Raw genomic sequence first — 15,251 nt, forward strand, 5'->3', positions numbered from 1 at the left:
TTTTGCCTCAGTAATTTTACGGTTTCGAGCCTCCAGCTTAAATATAATTTAACGTGAGTTCGATGGAGTGTGCTCGCTTGGTTGACATAGTGGATGGGTGGGCGATCGCTTCAGTGACGGGCTCTGCGGGAGTGGGCGATCGCTTCATTTGTGCTAGCATCAAATCTCAAATGTTGAGGGAATTAATAATAAGTTAAAACTGTTAAAATGTAGTGGATTCTGGTTGAGAAATTTTAAAACTTTGAAATCAGCTCTTGGCTTTTTTGGCATTTTCCTAAAGATATAGCACTTCTTCAATTGGATAATAGTTCTTAACGAGCTGCTTTGCTCTCCAACACTCAGCCAGAAGAAGCTGGATTTTTCTGGCTTTGTACCATTCCTCTATCTGAGCTGGTGTCTGAGCTTGCTTTAGGAGGTCATCGCTGGGCAAGCTGGCTATACGTTGGGCAATTTGCTCGCCTATTTCAGGGTTTTTTCAATTCATTAGGTAACTGGGAGTAAAGTGGGAAAAACAGGGCAAAAGTAGCTCCGGTCGTTTACTGCCCAATTGTAATCCCTAATTTCAGAGCCGGATTATTTGCCCGCCGCTGCGCTACGTGAGTATAAATAGAGGTCGTCTTGGGGTATTTATGCCCCAACAAGTCCTGCACTTGTCGCAGTTTGGCCCCCGCTCGCAGCGCCAGCGTTCCCGCCGTATGTCTCAAACTGTGGGTCGATATCGTGCGCCCCGGCGTGTGTTTCAGCCCTGCTTCCTTTAAATATAGAGGAAACTATAGCACCTAGCTGGTATCGCTTGCTTTCTGTGTAAGAGAGAAATAAAAAGGTTCCTACCATCAATAGTCCGGACACTTTTTAATGTGCAACGATAGAGTGCGGGTTTTGGACTCGAAGCTCGTCGCGATCGCCAACGATAGAATGACGGTTTCAGGCGTTTATCTAAAAACTGTCCGGACTATTGTAATAACTGAACCTTACTTTAATAGTATCTATATAAATCAATACCGTGCTTCCTCCCTTAGCCTAATGACTGTTGCACTCAGGGGTTCACCCTTTACTTGAATAGAGTCTCGGAATCTCTTGAGTTCAGCTAACCGCTGCTCCTTCGTGAGTGGCGGGACTACGCGAGCTATTACTTGGCCTTCCTGTACGATCGTCACTTCTTCTCCTTTGGCCACCTTTTCCAAGATGGCTTGCAGACTCTGCTTGGCTTCTTCAACGCTAATCGCAGCCATCTCATTAGTTTTTTAGGTACTTTTTAAGTTTACAGCAACAGGATATTTAATGCGAAAAAGGTCGATTCCCTACTCTTCGGGAACCCCTGCGGGAAGATAGCTTCGCTGGCGCGTACCTTTTCTATTTCTAACCAAAATTTAACGTTGCCCTGCTTGAAGTGCAGAATTTGCTATCTGGACAACTTCTTGCTGCCGTGCGTTTTTCCTTGTGACTCGGTACAGCACCCCCAGCCTTTGCCACTCAACAAAAGCAGTGCAGTAAGCACCGCAATTATTGAAATAAATTCCCCTGATGCCGCCTGCTAATTCAATGCTTCTATAAGTATCCTGCGGCAATCGCGAAGGAGGCGAAAACGGTTCATTTCTTTTAGCTTCGATTGTGCCGAAATAACAGGCTCCGGTGCGGCATCCTTTGCCTAAATACATTCCCACAATGTAACCGTGGGCACCGGCTTGCACATCAAAATTAAGTTGCTGAATGTCAGATAAAGGAAGTCTACTCGGAAGAAAAACAGGCACTCGCGTTTTGCCTTGGATTTGTCTAAAGATGTTACTCGCAGGAAAACGACTGTTAGCTTGGTTTGCACCTGAGTTATCGGGGATTGGGGGAAACTTTTGCACAAAATCCCTCCACTGCACAACTCTATTTTTAGCAATGTTAAAAGTGGGAATAGAGTATTTTTCTAGCGCAAAAGAAGGGCGACCATTTTTCAGGTTGAAGCTGCGGCGAATCACTGTAATTTCAGGTTTCCCTAACCCGTAAGCTATGGCTATGGAACGGGCGAGATTGCAGCTAATTTTGAAGCGTCCCATCTCAATATTGCCATTTTCCGCTTGATAAGACCAATTGTAACCCTCAGAAGCACGATCGCGATCGCACAGAAAATGAGAAATCTCAAACATCTTGGCAATATGAACATCATACCGCCGTAAGTTGCGGCGACCGGCAGATTTTGCAGTGTTGCGATCGGGTACAATAAATTGTATCGGTTGCCAGCTATCTTCAGGGGAATAATTAAACCAGCGGATTTCTGTAATCGGGAGTTCATTTCTTGCTAACGCTGAGTTTGGTGTCAAAGGTGCGTGAAGCGAAGCTATCCCGTTCCCCGCAGGGGTTCCCGAAGGGTAGGGAATCGTAAAAGCAGTGACCACACAAGCAAAAATCGCCGCAAATAGCCATCTTCCCCTCATCCTGATTTCCCCCTAAGTAGGTCAGCGCAAAAAAAACAATAGCATCTTGTAAGGGGCGAGTGCGAGTTAAGATATATCATACAATAACGGTAAGGTGCGGCCTTACGCACCCTACATATAGAAGTTGTGCCTCCCAGACTGCTAAACTTAACGCTTCCCAGCTTGAATAGCAGAATTTCCTATTAAAATTAAATCAGATTCTCGTCCGTTCTTAATGGCGACGGTATACATAAAACCCTGAGTTTTCCACTGAAGAGTTGCTGTGCAGTAAGCCCCGCAACCGTTATGAAAAACTCCTTTCACTCCGCCCGCAAGTTTGACAGTTTTTAACGTCTTAGTTACCCCTTCTAGTTTTGTAGTAAACGCCCCGCCTTTTTGACCTTCAATTGACCCAAAAGTGCAAACTGTCGTACCGCCGCAATCTGGTTTATACTCGATTGAAATAGTATAGCTGTTTGCTTCTGCTGTAGTTGGATAGTACATTTTTGGCAAATCCGGAATCCTGCTGGGAATAAAAATAGGCACTTGCGTTTTGCCTTTTAACTTTCGCAAAATTTCATTTACCGGAAACGCAGTGCCTCCTTGAGCAATTTGTGTTGTTCCCGATTGTCGCTGCGACAATTGCGAAGATCCAAAAACAACCGAGGGAGGTACTAAAGCCGTCAATACACAAGCAGAAGTAGCGAAAAGCAATAATTTCTTCTTCACGGTCTTTTCCCTTAATATTCCAATAGTTTAGTTGGGCGGCGAACCGCATTCACGTATGTACAACCATAATTCAAAATACCAAATTAAGACTCGCTTTTCCGGGAAAAATGTTTTTTGACTATCTTGACACGGTTGGCAGAATATGAAGTCATATATAATATAGAGAAGGCGAGCAATTTAGGAGTCGATCGTGGAACTGCAAGAGTATTTGCGCCAGCACGGATTGGAAACTTTGTCGGAAACTTATCATATCAAAGTTACCCGCCACCGCCAATATCCCGATTTAGTCGGTCTGAAATACTCGCAGATAGAATCTCCCCTAGGCGAAAAGATAGTCCAGCAGTGCCGAGGCATTATTTTAGATTCATCTCAAGATTGGCAGATAGTTTCTTATCCCTACGACAAATTTTTTAATTACGGAGAAATTCACGCCGCTGCAATTGATTGGAGAAATGCCAAAGTTTATGAAAAACTAGACGGTTCTCTGACTGTACTGTATTTTTACAAGGGAGAATGGAGAGTGCAATCTAGCGGTACTCCCGACGCCGCCGGCGAAGTTAACGGTTTTGGGTTCAGCTTTGCGGAACTTTTTTGGAAAGTCTGGCAAGAATTGGGATATCAATTGCCACAAGAAAGAGACCAGTGTTTTATATTTGAGTTGATGACGCCTTACAATAGAATAGTTGTCCAGCAACAAAACAATCAAATCGTGCTGCACGGGGTTCGCAACACTCAAACGCTTGTAGAAACAGACCCGAGTCTTTGGGCCAATAAATATGGCTGGGAATTGGTCGCTTCCTATCCTTTAACTAGCTGGAAAGAAGTTATCGAAGCGGCTCAACATTTAGATCCGATGGATTCGGAAGGGTATATTATCTGCGATGCTAACTTCAACAGAGTTAAAGTTAAGTCTCCGCAATATGTGGCGATTTCCCATCTCCGCGAAGGGTTTTCGACTCGCCACCTGATAGAAATTGTTTTAACTAATGAAGGAGAAGAGTTTTTAGCTTATTTTTCTGAGTGGAGTGAGTTGTATCAAAAAGTTAAAGACAAATATCAATCTTTGGTTGAAGAAATCGAGGAAGCTTACCGACAGCACGAACATATCGAAGTTCAGAAAGATTTTGCATTAGCTGTGAAACATTTGCCGTATTCGGGGATTTTGTTTTCTTTGCGGGCCCGAAGAGTTGGGGGAGTGAAAGAAGCTCTCCGTGATGTTACGATCCATAAAATAGAGGAGCTATTGGGTTTAGATTACATCCATCTAGGATTGTAGTAATACTACAGTCGTTTCTTGAATGAGGACTAAAATCATCACTACGAACGAAAATTAACATTATATTTAAGTGACCGAATAAAGAAATAAATGCACCTAATTAAACCTAAGATACAGATGGCTAAAAAGCTTGCTGTATGAGCATTCTTCCTGAAATCCGTTACATCCGTTACAGAATCCGTTGCCGAACTTCCTTATTCCTTCTACTTACCATGAAAAGAGTTATTGTACTTGTCGGTTTACCTGCTTCGGGAAAATCTCAATTTGCTAGGGAATTGCTGCTGTCTGAACCTGCAAAGTGGGTGCGTAGCAATAAAGATTTGCTCAGAGAAATGGCTCACGCTTCTCATTGGTCGCCTGCAAATGAAAAGTTTATTGTGCAGTTGAGAGATACGATTATTTTGATGGCTTTGGAAAGCGGCAAGCACGTCATTGTTGATGATACTAATTTTGGACCTCACATTGAGCATATTAAACAGTTGGTAAAAGGTAAAGCTGTTGTCGAAGTTAATGATTCTTTCCTGCAAGTTCCCGTTGAGGAATGTATTAAACGGGATTTGAAAAGGCTTAATTCGGTGGGCAAAGATGTGATCGTGAAGATGTACAATAAGTACGTGCGGGTTCCCGTTGAGCCGCCGGAATATAACCCGGATTTGCCGGATGCAATTATTGTTGATATGGACGGCACGCTGGCACTTCTCAATGGCAGAAATCCTTTTGATGCTTCGACGTGCGATCGCGATTTGCCCAATCAGCCCGTCTTAGATACCGTTCGCAAGTGGCAATCCAGCGTTAATATCATTGTAGTGTCGGGCCGCACAGATGACTGTCAGCCTCAAACTGAAAAATGGTTGCAGCAGTACGAGGTTAATTATGCCAGTCTTTATATGCGGAAAACCGGAGATATGAGGAAGGATTCGATTATTAAAGAGGAGTTCTATCGGCGACATATTGAAGGGAAATATAATGTTAAGTTTGTTTTGGACGATCGCCAGCAAGTTGTTGATATGTGGAGAGGCTTGGGATTGACGGTATTCCAAGTAGATGAAGGGGATTTTTAAGGCAGGGTTTGTTGGTGGGGGCGATCGCAACTTGCAACCATTGTTTTACCCCTAATGCTAAAATCCAAGTAACATTGCAAAAAATTTTGTTATGATATCTATTCCCGAAGCGCCCCAAAAAATGACCGTTGAGGAATATCTCGAATGGGAAGCTCAACAAGAGATTCGCCACGAATATGTCAACGGCGAAGTTTTTGCCATGACGGGCAGTACAATTCCTCATAACGATCTTGCACTTAACTTTTACACTGCATTGCGCCCACATCTGCGTTCCAGAGGCTGTCGAATCAACGTGTCAGACGTGAAATTCCAAGTCAGTTCTCAAAGCCGTTACTACTACCCCGATGTGATAGTCAGTTGCGACTCTCAAGACCTCAATTCCCGCACATTCATTCAGAATCCTAAAATAATTGTCGAAGTTCTTTCACCCAGTACAAGTGCTAAAGATCGGGATGAAAAATTTACTTCTTACCTGAAAATTCCGACTTTGCAAGAGTATATCTTGATTGATTCACAAAAGATTTTTGTTGAGCGTTACTGTCGGGGAGAGGGCAGAATGTGGCTTTACTATTCTTACACTGCTGGAGAGATTGTAACTTTATCAAGCATTGAGTTTAATTTGCCGATCGCACTTTTGTATGAAGGTGTTGGATTGGAAACAGAAACAGAAACCGAAGGATAAAAACACACCTAATTTTGCAGCTTTTTTATGAACAGGCAAGATGCCTGTTCCACAGATAGTCAATTTTATTTTGTGGTGGGCTTAGACGCCGCCCATAAAAGCTGATAATGAACAGGCTTTCTGGCCTGTTCCACAATTATTTACTTATCGCGTCCAAGCCAGCCAGCGATTAAACAAATTTTTCACAAACGGAGTCAAACGAGTGCGATTGTAAGCATCTCCCGCTTTCCGAATTGCATCAGCTTGTGTCGGATACGGGTGAATTGTGCTAGCAATTTTTCCTAAACCAATATTGTTAACCATTGCTAAAGTAATTTCGCTAATCATATCCCCAGCGTGTCGCGCTACAATAGTTGCACCTAATATTTTATCGCTGCCTTTCTTGACGTGAATTTTCACAAATCCTTCCTCTTCGCCGTCAATAATTGCCCGATCGACTTGACTGAAAGGAATTAAAAATGTATCGATATCAATGCCTTTTTCCTTAGCCTCGTGTTCCGCAATTCCGACGCGCGCAATTTCCGGGTCTGTGTAAGTACACCAAGGTATCGTCAAAGCGCTGAGCTTTTTGCGCCCGAAAAATAGAGTGTTTTGAATTACCATTCTCGCGGCAAAATCAGCAGCGTGAGTAAATTTATGTTTCATGCAAATATCCCCAGCGGCATAAATGCGGGGATTAGTAGTTTGCAAATTGTCGTTGACAAATACGCCTGTTTGTGTATCGTATTCAACGCCGATCGCCTCCAGATTCAATCCTTCCACGTTGGGCGATCGCCCTGTACTAACAATAATTTGATCTACTGTTACCGATGCTTCGTTACCTTGAGATTTATAATAAATTACTTTGCCTGCATTTGTTTGCTCAACGCGCTCTATTTGGGATTCTAGTATTAGTTGAATTTCTTCGCGTACAAAAGCGTGCTGCACGATTTTAGCAGCATCCGCATCTTCTTTGTCTAAAATGTGAGCATTTTTGTGCAGCAATACGACTTCCGAACCCAGCCGCCGGAATGCTTGAGCCAATTCGCAGCCGATCGGCCCTGCGCCAATTACTGCCAAACGCTGAGGTCTTTCTGTGAGGTTAAAGACAGTTTCATTTGTCAGATATCCAGCTTCTTGTAAACCGGGAATTTGTGGTTGTAGCGCCCTTGCACCTGTGGCAATTACTGCTTTTTTAAACCGGATAGTTTGCCCTGCAACTTCTACTGTATTATTGCTAGTAAAACGACCGGAACCTAAAAAAACATCAACTCCTAATTTTTGCTGGTAGCGTTCAACAGAATCAACATCGCTGATTCCCGCCCTGATGCGGCGCAGCCGTTCCATCACAGCAGCAAAATCCACTTCTACACTGTCAGAAACGTTAACACCAAATTTACTTGCTTCCGAGATATCGCCGACAATACGAGACGAGCGAATTAAAGCTTTTGAGGGTACGCAACCGACATTCAAACAGTCGCCGCCCATTAAATGTTTTTCAATCAAAGCAACTTTAGCGCCCAAACCTGCGGCACCCGCAGCCACAATTAATCCGGCGGGGCCAGCACCAATTACTACTAAATTATAACTGCTAGCGGGCTGCGGATTTACCCAATCGGGCGGATGCAAATAGGAGACTAATTTCTGGTTGTGTTCGTCCATCGGGGGGACAGTTACGCGATCGACTTTTGACTCCGGCATTCGCAAATCCTCCTAATTAAATACTTTCTTCCAAAGCTTTGCTGGCTATCCGAGTGACAAAGACAGTAACAGTGACAGTAGCAATAAAACCGAGGATATTGATCGACAATTTTGCTGCTTCTGTGTGGGGACTTGTGGACTGACATATCGCGCCTATCGCAGCAACCTCTCCCACCAAAGAACCGGAGTAAACGTACATAATTGTACCCGGTATCATGCCAAAGGAACCCAGCACGTAATCTTTCAAAGAAACCTGAGTAATTCCCAAAGCGTAATTCAATAAATTGAAAGGAAATAAAGGACAAATACGAGTCAAAAAAACTATTTTTAATCCTTGTTGGGAAACTGCGCGATCGAGAGCTTTAAACTTGGGGTGAGATTCCATATATTTTACCACGCGATCGCGGCACAAATAGCGCCCGATCGCAAAAGCAAATACAGCACCTAAAGTGGACGCCGCAAAAACGTAAACAGAACCCCACCACAAACCAAAAATCGCCCCCCCTCCCAGCGTCAGTACCGAACCCGGTACAAACAGTACAGTAGCCAAGTTGTAAATAGCTACAAAAGCCACTGGTCCCCACCAGCCTAAATCCTCGATCCGCATTAACAGATTTCTCAAAACATCTTGAACGTAGGCAGATCTAGTTGCTACAATTAAGAGAGCGAGCAAAAGGGCGATCGAAAAAAACAACACTATGCGTTTAAATTTTACCCTAGCATAATCTTGGATTCGTTCTTTTGCCATGATTCACCCGCAAATATTTATCAGCATTATACTCCCAACTTAAATTATTACTGTAAACTAGCCTAAAAGCGATAGGTCATGACACCAAAAGCCCAACTTCCAATCCCCGAACATTTCGACCCCAAAAAAGTAGGCGAAGTCTGGCGAGTCCCCTACCAAGAACGGACCGCCCAAGCGAAAGATTGGGCAAAGCAGCACAGCATCCAGCCAGCAGCAAGGGACAAAAACCGCATTTGTTTGCTGATAATCGATGCCCAAAATACCTTTTGTTTGCCAGAATTTGAACTATTTGTTGGCGGGCGTTCCGGTAGCGGTGCAGTTGATGACAATCTGCGGCTGTGCGAATTTATTTACAGCAATTTAAACGCAATTACAACCATTGCGCCCACAATGGACACCCACACCGCCATGCAAATTTTTCATCCAATCTTTTGGATCGACGAAGCAGGCGAACACCCCCTACCCGCCGCCACATCAATTACTTTAGAAGACGTGCAGCAAGGGATTTGGAAAGTCAATCCAGCCGTCGCCCACAGCATCAGCGGGGGCAATTTTTCATCACTGGAAAAACAGGCTTGCCACTACGTCAAAAAACTCAGCGCCGATGGTAAATATCCCCTGACAATTTGGCCCTATCACTCGATGCTGGGCGGCATCGGACACGCCCTAGTTTCTGCGGTAGAAGAAGCAATATTTTTTCACAGCATCGCCCGCAACAGCCAAGCACTTTTTGAAATCAAAGGCGGAAATCCGCTGACAGAAAACTATTCGGTTTTGCGACCGGAAGTTTTAGATGGATTCGACGGCAATCCGATTGCTGAAAAGAATGCTAAGTTTATTGATAAATTACTCGATTTTGATGCAGTAATTATTGCCGGACAAGCCAAAAGTCACTGCGTTGCTTGGACAATTGATGATTTGTTAACGGAAATTTTGGCGCGAGATCCGAATTTGGCAAAGAAGGTTTATTTGCTGGAAGATTGCACTTCGCCTGTGGTTGTTCCGGGGGTTGTGGATTTTACGGAACAAGCAGATGCAGCTTATCAAAAATTTGCGGCTGCGGGAATGAATGTTGTTAAATCAAGTGAGTTAATTCTGGGCAATTAAAGACGAGTGTTTTCGCTTGGGGTTTTCAGTGCAAAAAAAGTATACATGATTAACCAGAGGCGGTAATTTTTGTTGGCGTGGCACTCGGCTGCGATCGCATTTAACGGATTACTTATGATATCATATCCGAAAAATCACTTACTGTAGAAGTGTAATCAAGGAGTTTCCCGATGGCTGCAAGCGAAATTTATAGTGTGGTTCTTTTTCGGGATGCGAGTGTGCAAGCAATTTCAAAACTCTCGGTGGCCATCGCCACGACTCTTCTGAGCACAGTTGTCACTGCAACCCAAGCCTACGCAGTTCCCGTAACCTACGATTTCACCATCACTGTTACCAAAGGCGGGTTAGCGGGGAATTCATTCAACGGTTCTTTCAGCTACGATGATGCCAAATTGAAGGGAAAGGGAGTGGAAGAATTGGGAATTAGTGATGGATTAAGAGCCTGCCTAAATTACCTGGGACGCACTTATCGCGAAACCGATGATACCAGTTATCCTACCTTTCCTACACTCAGATTTGAGGATGGCAAGATCGCGCAGCTAAACTTCTGGATTCAACCGAATCAGCGAGTTAATTGGTGGAATTTACCTGGATGGGAAGTCAAGCTGTCTGAGCCTAAAAAAAGCGATTCAACTGTTCTCAATTGTGAAAAACGGTGAGGGGTGGCAAAGGTGCGATAGACTCTAAAAATAGGGTGTTTCGTAATTGCGGGATGATTTTGATGGTTTTGTGCCATCGACTCTCGTACCCCGAAGGCGTGTATTTTCAAAGTAGGCGGGACGCCTAACCCTACTTCCCACAAGCATCCTCCTCAAATTCTGCAACGACAAAAATAGAGGAGGAATTAGATGCAACTGCCTACGGTTATATGGGTAATTTCATGCAGCTATGCTACAAAGGTGCGATCGTCGATCGTCTGCTGGGGCGATCGAATATTTGCGATCGCTATGAACGAAAGACTCAAATATTGTTTGACAAAAAACCGTATGATTCCTATTTTCTGTCGGTCAAGAGTGCCTCTGCGCTTGATTATTTTTAATAACTATTTCCCATCCAATCTGGGAACTTCTTGCAAAAAATTGCCGCTCAACATTAACTCAGTTATCCGGTCTAACTGGCCGCTGACTTGCAATTTTTTATCGGCTTGAAAGCGCTCTATATCTGCTTTTAAATTGCCGCTATTATATCCTAATTTACTCAAATAGTCAATAGCTTGTTTGTCACTTAACAAGATATCCGCAGACCGGAAAATCGGCACGTATTGATCGCGCCAAATCTGGGCAAAAGTTGCCCTATCTAAATAGAAAATCCTGCCCCGCGCCGGGTCTCCAATGGCAGCTACACTGTCATTCATTCCCAGCAAAGCGACCGCGTGCGGTAGCTTCCGAGGGCCGTCAAACAGCCAAACTGCTAGCACTCCAGGGCGATTAATTTGCTGAATTTGCTCCCAAGTTGGCGTTAGTTCGATCGCATTTACGCCCAAAGCTCTTGCTGCTATTATTAGCTGTGGCATCGAAGTTCCCAAGCGACTCGTGCCCGCAAAACGCGCTACACTCGATTCCGTCGCATCGATTCCCCAACGCCTTAACACTGTTGCTAGGGCGGCGGGGGCGCAACTGCTGTTAGATGTTTGTCGAAATACACCGTTGGGCCGCAAATTATCTATTAAATCAGCGTAAATGGGCGCCATAAAATAGTTTTCAGCGCCTGTAAATCCTCCGAATCCTAAGAAGCAAATTAAAATTACTGCGATTACTTGCGATCGCGCGGTAAACCAACTTATACTAAAGCCAATACCGCAGACTCCCATCAACATGACTCGTAGCAAAGTCCAAGTAACTCGCATCCCGTGAAAGCGCCACTCGATCGGCAAAGCTGGCATTTGAGGCAGATTTAGAGCCAGTAGCAGCAAGGCAATATAAAAACCCAAAAAAGCTAGGGCGATCGAATTTCTGCCCTTAAACAAATCGTTAGCCGTCACTCCAGAGCGAACTAACACCCGCCCGAACCGCATTCCCCAGAGTAACATCACCGAACCCAGCACCAGCGTCACAAACATTTCCATAAGTTCAGAATTTGATCGCTTAACTAGGTTGTAACATTTATGCGATCGACTTACACCCCAATCAAGAGTTGGAGAGAGTCCGAGTGGGGGAGAGAATTTGACGATGTTTGGGCTTTGTTCCTCCATTACCCGCTACAATCGAATAAACAGGATTTATCCAAAATCGAAGCAGGCAAAACAACCCTCAAGCCTAAAGACTTTGACTTGCCTCGATTTTGGATATTAAGTTTTGCCATATTTTTTTGATGAGTCTGAATAAATGGTTGAGAATCAGATAATTCAGCTACCTAACCTAAAAGGAGATATTGCCATGTTTGCCAACTTAAAGCTGAGAAACCTGATGTTACTCAGATATGCAGTTCCTATTGCTTTGAAGGTGATTAAGTGATTTTTTGTAACAATAAGGAAAATTTTAGATGATTAACTTCAAAGGGACCAAATTAAGACAGCGTATCCTGTGGGGGTATTCCATACCGATTTTGCTTTCAGTGGGAGCAGCTACTTTGGTTTTTTTTAATGCTAAAGAAGTAGAAGAAAAAGCAAAAGTGCTAAATAATTCTAATGCTATTGTTATAGACCTGAAAGATCTTCAACTGGGATTTGCCGGTATGCAGAAAGCTGCTCGTGGCTATTTTTTGGCACAAGAGAGTGATTTCTTAACTGAATACAATGAAGCTGTAAACAGCTTCGATCAATTCTATCAGGATTTACTCAAGCGGGTTCCAAACCCGGAACAGCGCCAGCGACTAGAGGAAATGAATATATTACAAAATCAGATAGACGAAGGCTATAAACAAGCCTTTTCTTTGGTCGAGGGAGGTAAGCGGGACGATGGACTTAACTTATGGAAGACACAAGTTCTACCAAAGCTTCGTCAGGTTGATGCTAGAGCTAAGGAGTTTCAAAAGACCGAACAGGGTATTTTAGTTAATAAAGAAAAAGAGCAAAACCAAGCTTTGCATTTCCTGACTACAGTGGTGATTTTAAGCACTGCTTTAGCAGCGATTATGGCAATTGCGATCGCTCGGTGGATTGCTTCAGGAATTGCAGAGACACTGAATCAGTCCGTCAATATGATTGTTAGTTCTTCCACAGAGATTGCTGCCACAGTTGAACAGCAGGAACGCACAGCCGCACAGCAATCTAGCTCTGTCAATCAAACTACAATCACAATGGATGAGTTGGGCGCTGCTTCCCAACAATCAGCCCAGCAAGCCCAAGCTGGTGCTGAATCTGCACGGCAAGCTTTAAAGATCGCTGAAAAGGGAACCCTAGCAGTGGAGCAAACCCTGGAATCGATGATAATTTTGAAAGAAAATGTCGGGGCGATCGCGGCACAAATTCTGCAATTGAGCGAACAAACCCATCAGATTGGCAATATCTCTACTGATGTCACAGATTTAGCCAATCAAACAAATATGCTGGCACTGAATGCTTCAGTAGAAGCAGTCCGGGCGGGCGAAAACGCCAAAGGTTTTACTGTCATAGCCACAGAAATCCGCAAACTAGCAGATAAAAGTAAGAAATCAGCCGAGAAAATTAACCGCCTAGTCGATGATATCAAGAATGCAATAAGTTCCACCGTAACGGTGACAAAGGAAGGTACTAAAACAGTAGAAGAAGGAACCAAAATCAGTCAAGAAACGGCAGCAGCTTTCTCGGAAGTAGCAAATGCTGTTAACAATGTGGTATTGAACAATCAACAAATTTCTCTGACTGCTCAACAACAAGCAGTTGCTATTAAACAAGTAGTCGATGCGATGAACAGCCTCAACCTAGCAGCCAAAGAAACCGCTAGTGGTATTACTCAAACCAAAGTAGGCACTCAACAATTGAACGATGCAGCCCACAATCTCAATTCAATTGTCTAAAGGGTGCTCAGTGTTTGGGGCCAGCAGGCTAGCAATTGATAGCATTGAGTCATGAATTGATCTGGCAGCCCCCGCAGCTTGTCAAACCTGTGGCATCCAAGTCAAAACGATCGCAGGCGATGGCATCGCCAAAGCCAGGACGATCGAATTTCTGCCCTTAAACAAATGCTTAGCGGTAACGGACGATCGAACTAACACCCGCCCGAACCGTATTCCTCAGACTAACAGCACCGAACCCAACACCAGCGGCACTACTATTTCCATGAACTCAAAATTTTGTTGCTTAACTAGGTTTTAACATTTATGCGATCGACTTGAACCCCAATCAATAGTGGGAGAGAAGAAGAGTGGGGGAGAGAATTTGACGATATTTGGGTTGCGTTCCTCAATTTATCGCTACAATCGAATAAACAGGATTTATCCAAAATCGAAGCAGGAAAAACAACCATTAATTCTAAAGGCTTGACCTGCATCGCTTGCTCGAAATTAACTTTTGTCAGATTTTTGTTGATGAGTCTGAGTCAATGGTTGAGTTAGTAAACCCAGTAAAACAAAAAGAAGCGCTGAATTTTTTTTGATGTAAAAAGGGGCATTAATTATGAATTAGTATTATAGCTTAAATAATTACTTGGGTTAAAAATAGCAGGAACTTATTGAGGCTGTATCTTACCCACAAAAGTCAACAACTAATCAAGGAGTAAAAAGGGAAATGTCGCAAAATAGTATTCGGCTTAGTAAAGTAGTTCCCTTGGGATTCGGGTCCATTTTCTTGTTAATGATTAGCATCGGATTTGCCACTACAATGAGTATGAATAATTTAGGCGAAGCTATTGAGTGGCAAACGCATACTTATGTAGTAAAGACAAATTTACACGCCCTAGAAAAAGATTTATTGGATGCTGAAACAGGACAGCGGGGGTTTATCTTCGCTGGCAAGGAGGAATTTTTAGAGCCTTATAAAAATGGTCAAGTAGCATTTTATAAAACAGTAAATGAGACAAAAGAGTTAATAAAAGATAACCCTGAGCAAGTTAAAAACTTGGAGCAAGTGGAAAAGTTGGGTCAGCAAAAACTAGATGAATTAGCGGAAACTATATCCCTGAAAAGGGCGGGAAAAGAACCAGAGCTAAGAGCCTTGGTGCTTTCAGGTAAAGGCAAGATATTTATGGATGAAATCAGGGATAAGCTGGCCGAAATGCTTAAGGTAGAAGATAATCTACTGGTTCAAAGAACCAAATTAGCAAAACAGTCGGAGCAATTAGCGGCGATTTTTTCGATAGGAGGTACGATTGTTGCTGTAATATTTGGTTCATTTATTGTATTATTTATTTTTGCTAAAATTATCCGACCAATCAATCAGGTAGCAAATACGATCGCCATTTCTTCCACAGAGATTGCTGCCACAGTTGAACAGCAGGAACGCACAGCCACACAGCAATCTAGCTCTGTCAATCAAACTACAATCACAATGGATGAGTTGGGCGCTGCTTCCCAACAATCAGCCCAGCAAGCCCAAGCTGGTGCTGAATCTGCACGGCAAGCTTTACAGATTACTGAAAAGGGAACCCTAGCAGTGGAGCAAACCCTGGAATCGATGATAATTTTGAAAGAAAATGTCGGGGCGATCGCG

The 15,251-nt window shown here is 43.5% G+C and carries 16 protein-coding genes and 1 pseudogene; 9 read left to right on the forward strand and 8 right to left on the reverse strand.

The window, feature by feature from the left end:
* Positions 1 to 37: 37 nt before the first annotated feature.
* The 5 genes and pseudogenes from QUA27_RS20065 to QUA27_RS20085 all read right to left on the reverse strand — a co-directional run bounded on the left by QUA27_RS20065 (position 38) and on the right by QUA27_RS20085 (position 3,131).
* Positions 38 to 160, reverse strand: a complete 123-nt coding sequence (locus QUA27_RS20065) for a hypothetical protein (RefSeq protein ID WP_333069974.1) — start codon at positions 158 to 160, stop codon at positions 38 to 40.
* Positions 161 to 536: 376 nt separating this feature from the next.
* Positions 537 to 746, reverse strand: a pseudogene (locus QUA27_RS20070) (tyrosine-type recombinase/integrase); the annotation flags it as partial.
* Between the two features lie 249 nt (positions 747 to 995).
* Positions 996 to 1,232 (reverse strand): type II toxin-antitoxin system Phd/YefM family antitoxin, encoded by a 237-nt coding sequence (locus QUA27_RS20075; RefSeq protein ID WP_333069975.1) that lies wholly within the window; start codon positions 1,230 to 1,232, stop codon positions 996 to 998.
* A gap of 138 nt (positions 1,233 to 1,370) precedes the next feature.
* Entirely contained in the window at positions 1,371 to 2,423 is a 1,053-nt protein-coding gene (locus QUA27_RS20080) for a hypothetical protein (protein WP_333069976.1), read from the reverse strand.
* Between the two features lie 147 nt (positions 2,424 to 2,570).
* Complete coding sequence (locus tag QUA27_RS20085) at positions 2,571 to 3,131, reverse strand: hypothetical protein (protein ID WP_333069977.1); 561 nt, start codon at positions 3,129 to 3,131, stop codon at positions 2,571 to 2,573.
* Positions 3,132 to 3,321: 190 nt separating this feature from the next.
* Here QUA27_RS20085 and QUA27_RS20090 point away from each other — a divergent pair, with 190 nt between their 5' ends.
* The 3 genes from QUA27_RS20090 to QUA27_RS20100 all read left to right on the forward strand — a co-directional run bounded on the left by QUA27_RS20090 (position 3,322) and on the right by QUA27_RS20100 (position 6,150).
* Positions 3,322 to 4,407, forward strand: a complete 1,086-nt coding sequence (locus tag QUA27_RS20090; RefSeq protein ID WP_333069978.1) for a T4 RnlA family RNA ligase — start codon at positions 3,322 to 3,324, stop codon at positions 4,405 to 4,407.
* Positions 4,408 to 4,619: 212 nt separating this feature from the next.
* The gene (locus tag QUA27_RS20095) at positions 4,620 to 5,468 is read left to right on the forward strand and encodes a phosphatase domain-containing protein (protein ID WP_333069980.1); all 849 of its coding nucleotides are present in this window, start codon (positions 4,620 to 4,622) and stop codon (positions 5,466 to 5,468) included.
* Positions 5,469 to 5,559: 91 nt separating this feature from the next.
* On the forward strand, positions 5,560 to 6,150 hold the full coding sequence (locus tag QUA27_RS20100) for a Uma2 family endonuclease (protein ID WP_333069981.1): 591 nt from the start codon (positions 5,560 to 5,562) through the stop codon (positions 6,148 to 6,150).
* A gap of 144 nt (positions 6,151 to 6,294) precedes the next feature.
* Here the strand turns inward: QUA27_RS20100 and QUA27_RS20105 are convergent, their stop codons facing one another.
* Positions 6,295 to 7,830 carry a mercuric reductase gene (locus QUA27_RS20105; RefSeq protein WP_333069982.1) on the reverse strand — a complete coding sequence of 512 codons (1,536 nt, stop codon included), beginning with the start codon at positions 7,828 to 7,830 and terminating at the stop codon, positions 6,295 to 6,297.
* A gap of 16 nt (positions 7,831 to 7,846) precedes the next feature.
* Complete coding sequence (locus tag QUA27_RS20110) at positions 7,847 to 8,578, reverse strand: TVP38/TMEM64 family protein (RefSeq protein ID WP_333069984.1); 732 nt, start codon at positions 8,576 to 8,578, stop codon at positions 7,847 to 7,849.
* A gap of 78 nt (positions 8,579 to 8,656) precedes the next feature.
* Here QUA27_RS20110 and QUA27_RS20115 point away from each other — a divergent pair, with 78 nt between their 5' ends.
* The 3 genes from QUA27_RS20115 to QUA27_RS20125 all read left to right on the forward strand — a co-directional run bounded on the left by QUA27_RS20115 (position 8,657) and on the right by QUA27_RS20125 (position 10,724).
* Positions 8,657 to 9,685 (forward strand): cysteine hydrolase family protein, encoded by a 1,029-nt coding sequence (locus QUA27_RS20115; protein WP_333069986.1) that lies wholly within the window; start codon positions 8,657 to 8,659, stop codon positions 9,683 to 9,685.
* A 170-nt stretch (positions 9,686 to 9,855) separates the two neighbouring features.
* A complete protein-coding gene (locus QUA27_RS20120) occupies positions 9,856 to 10,344 on the forward strand; it encodes a hypothetical protein (protein ID WP_333069987.1) in 489 nt (162 codons plus the stop codon).
* 221 nt (positions 10,345 to 10,565) lie between these two features.
* Entirely contained in the window at positions 10,566 to 10,724 is a 159-nt protein-coding gene (locus QUA27_RS20125; protein WP_333069988.1) for a hypothetical protein, read from the forward strand.
* A 3-nt stretch (positions 10,725 to 10,727) separates the two neighbouring features.
* On the opposite strand, the gene QUA27_RS20130 is transcribed toward QUA27_RS20125, so the two are convergent.
* A complete protein-coding gene (locus tag QUA27_RS20130) occupies positions 10,728 to 11,750 on the reverse strand; it encodes a cysteine peptidase family C39 domain-containing protein (RefSeq protein ID WP_333069990.1) in 1,023 nt (340 codons plus the stop codon).
* 39 nt (positions 11,751 to 11,789) lie between these two features.
* On the opposite strand from QUA27_RS20130, the gene QUA27_RS20135 reads away from it, so the two are divergent.
* The 3 genes from QUA27_RS20135 to QUA27_RS20145 form a co-directional block, all read left to right on the forward strand.
* Positions 11,790 to 11,996: a hypothetical protein gene (locus tag QUA27_RS20135; protein WP_333069991.1), complete on the forward strand. Its 207-nt coding sequence runs from the start codon at positions 11,790 to 11,792 to the stop codon at positions 11,994 to 11,996.
* Positions 11,997 to 12,166: 170 nt separating this feature from the next.
* Positions 12,167 to 13,621 carry a methyl-accepting chemotaxis protein gene (locus QUA27_RS20140; protein WP_333069992.1) on the forward strand — a complete coding sequence of 485 codons (1,455 nt, stop codon included), beginning with the start codon at positions 12,167 to 12,169 and terminating at the stop codon, positions 13,619 to 13,621.
* 802 nt (positions 13,622 to 14,423) lie between these two features.
* On the forward strand, positions 14,424 to 15,251 hold an 828-nt coding region (locus tag QUA27_RS20145; protein ID WP_333069993.1), incomplete at its 3' end, for a CHASE3 domain-containing protein.

It is taken from the genome of Microcoleus harperi Pol14_C6, assembly GCF_036701295.1.
Taxonomy (GTDB): Bacteria; Cyanobacteriota; Cyanobacteriia; order Cyanobacteriales; family Microcoleaceae; genus Microcoleus.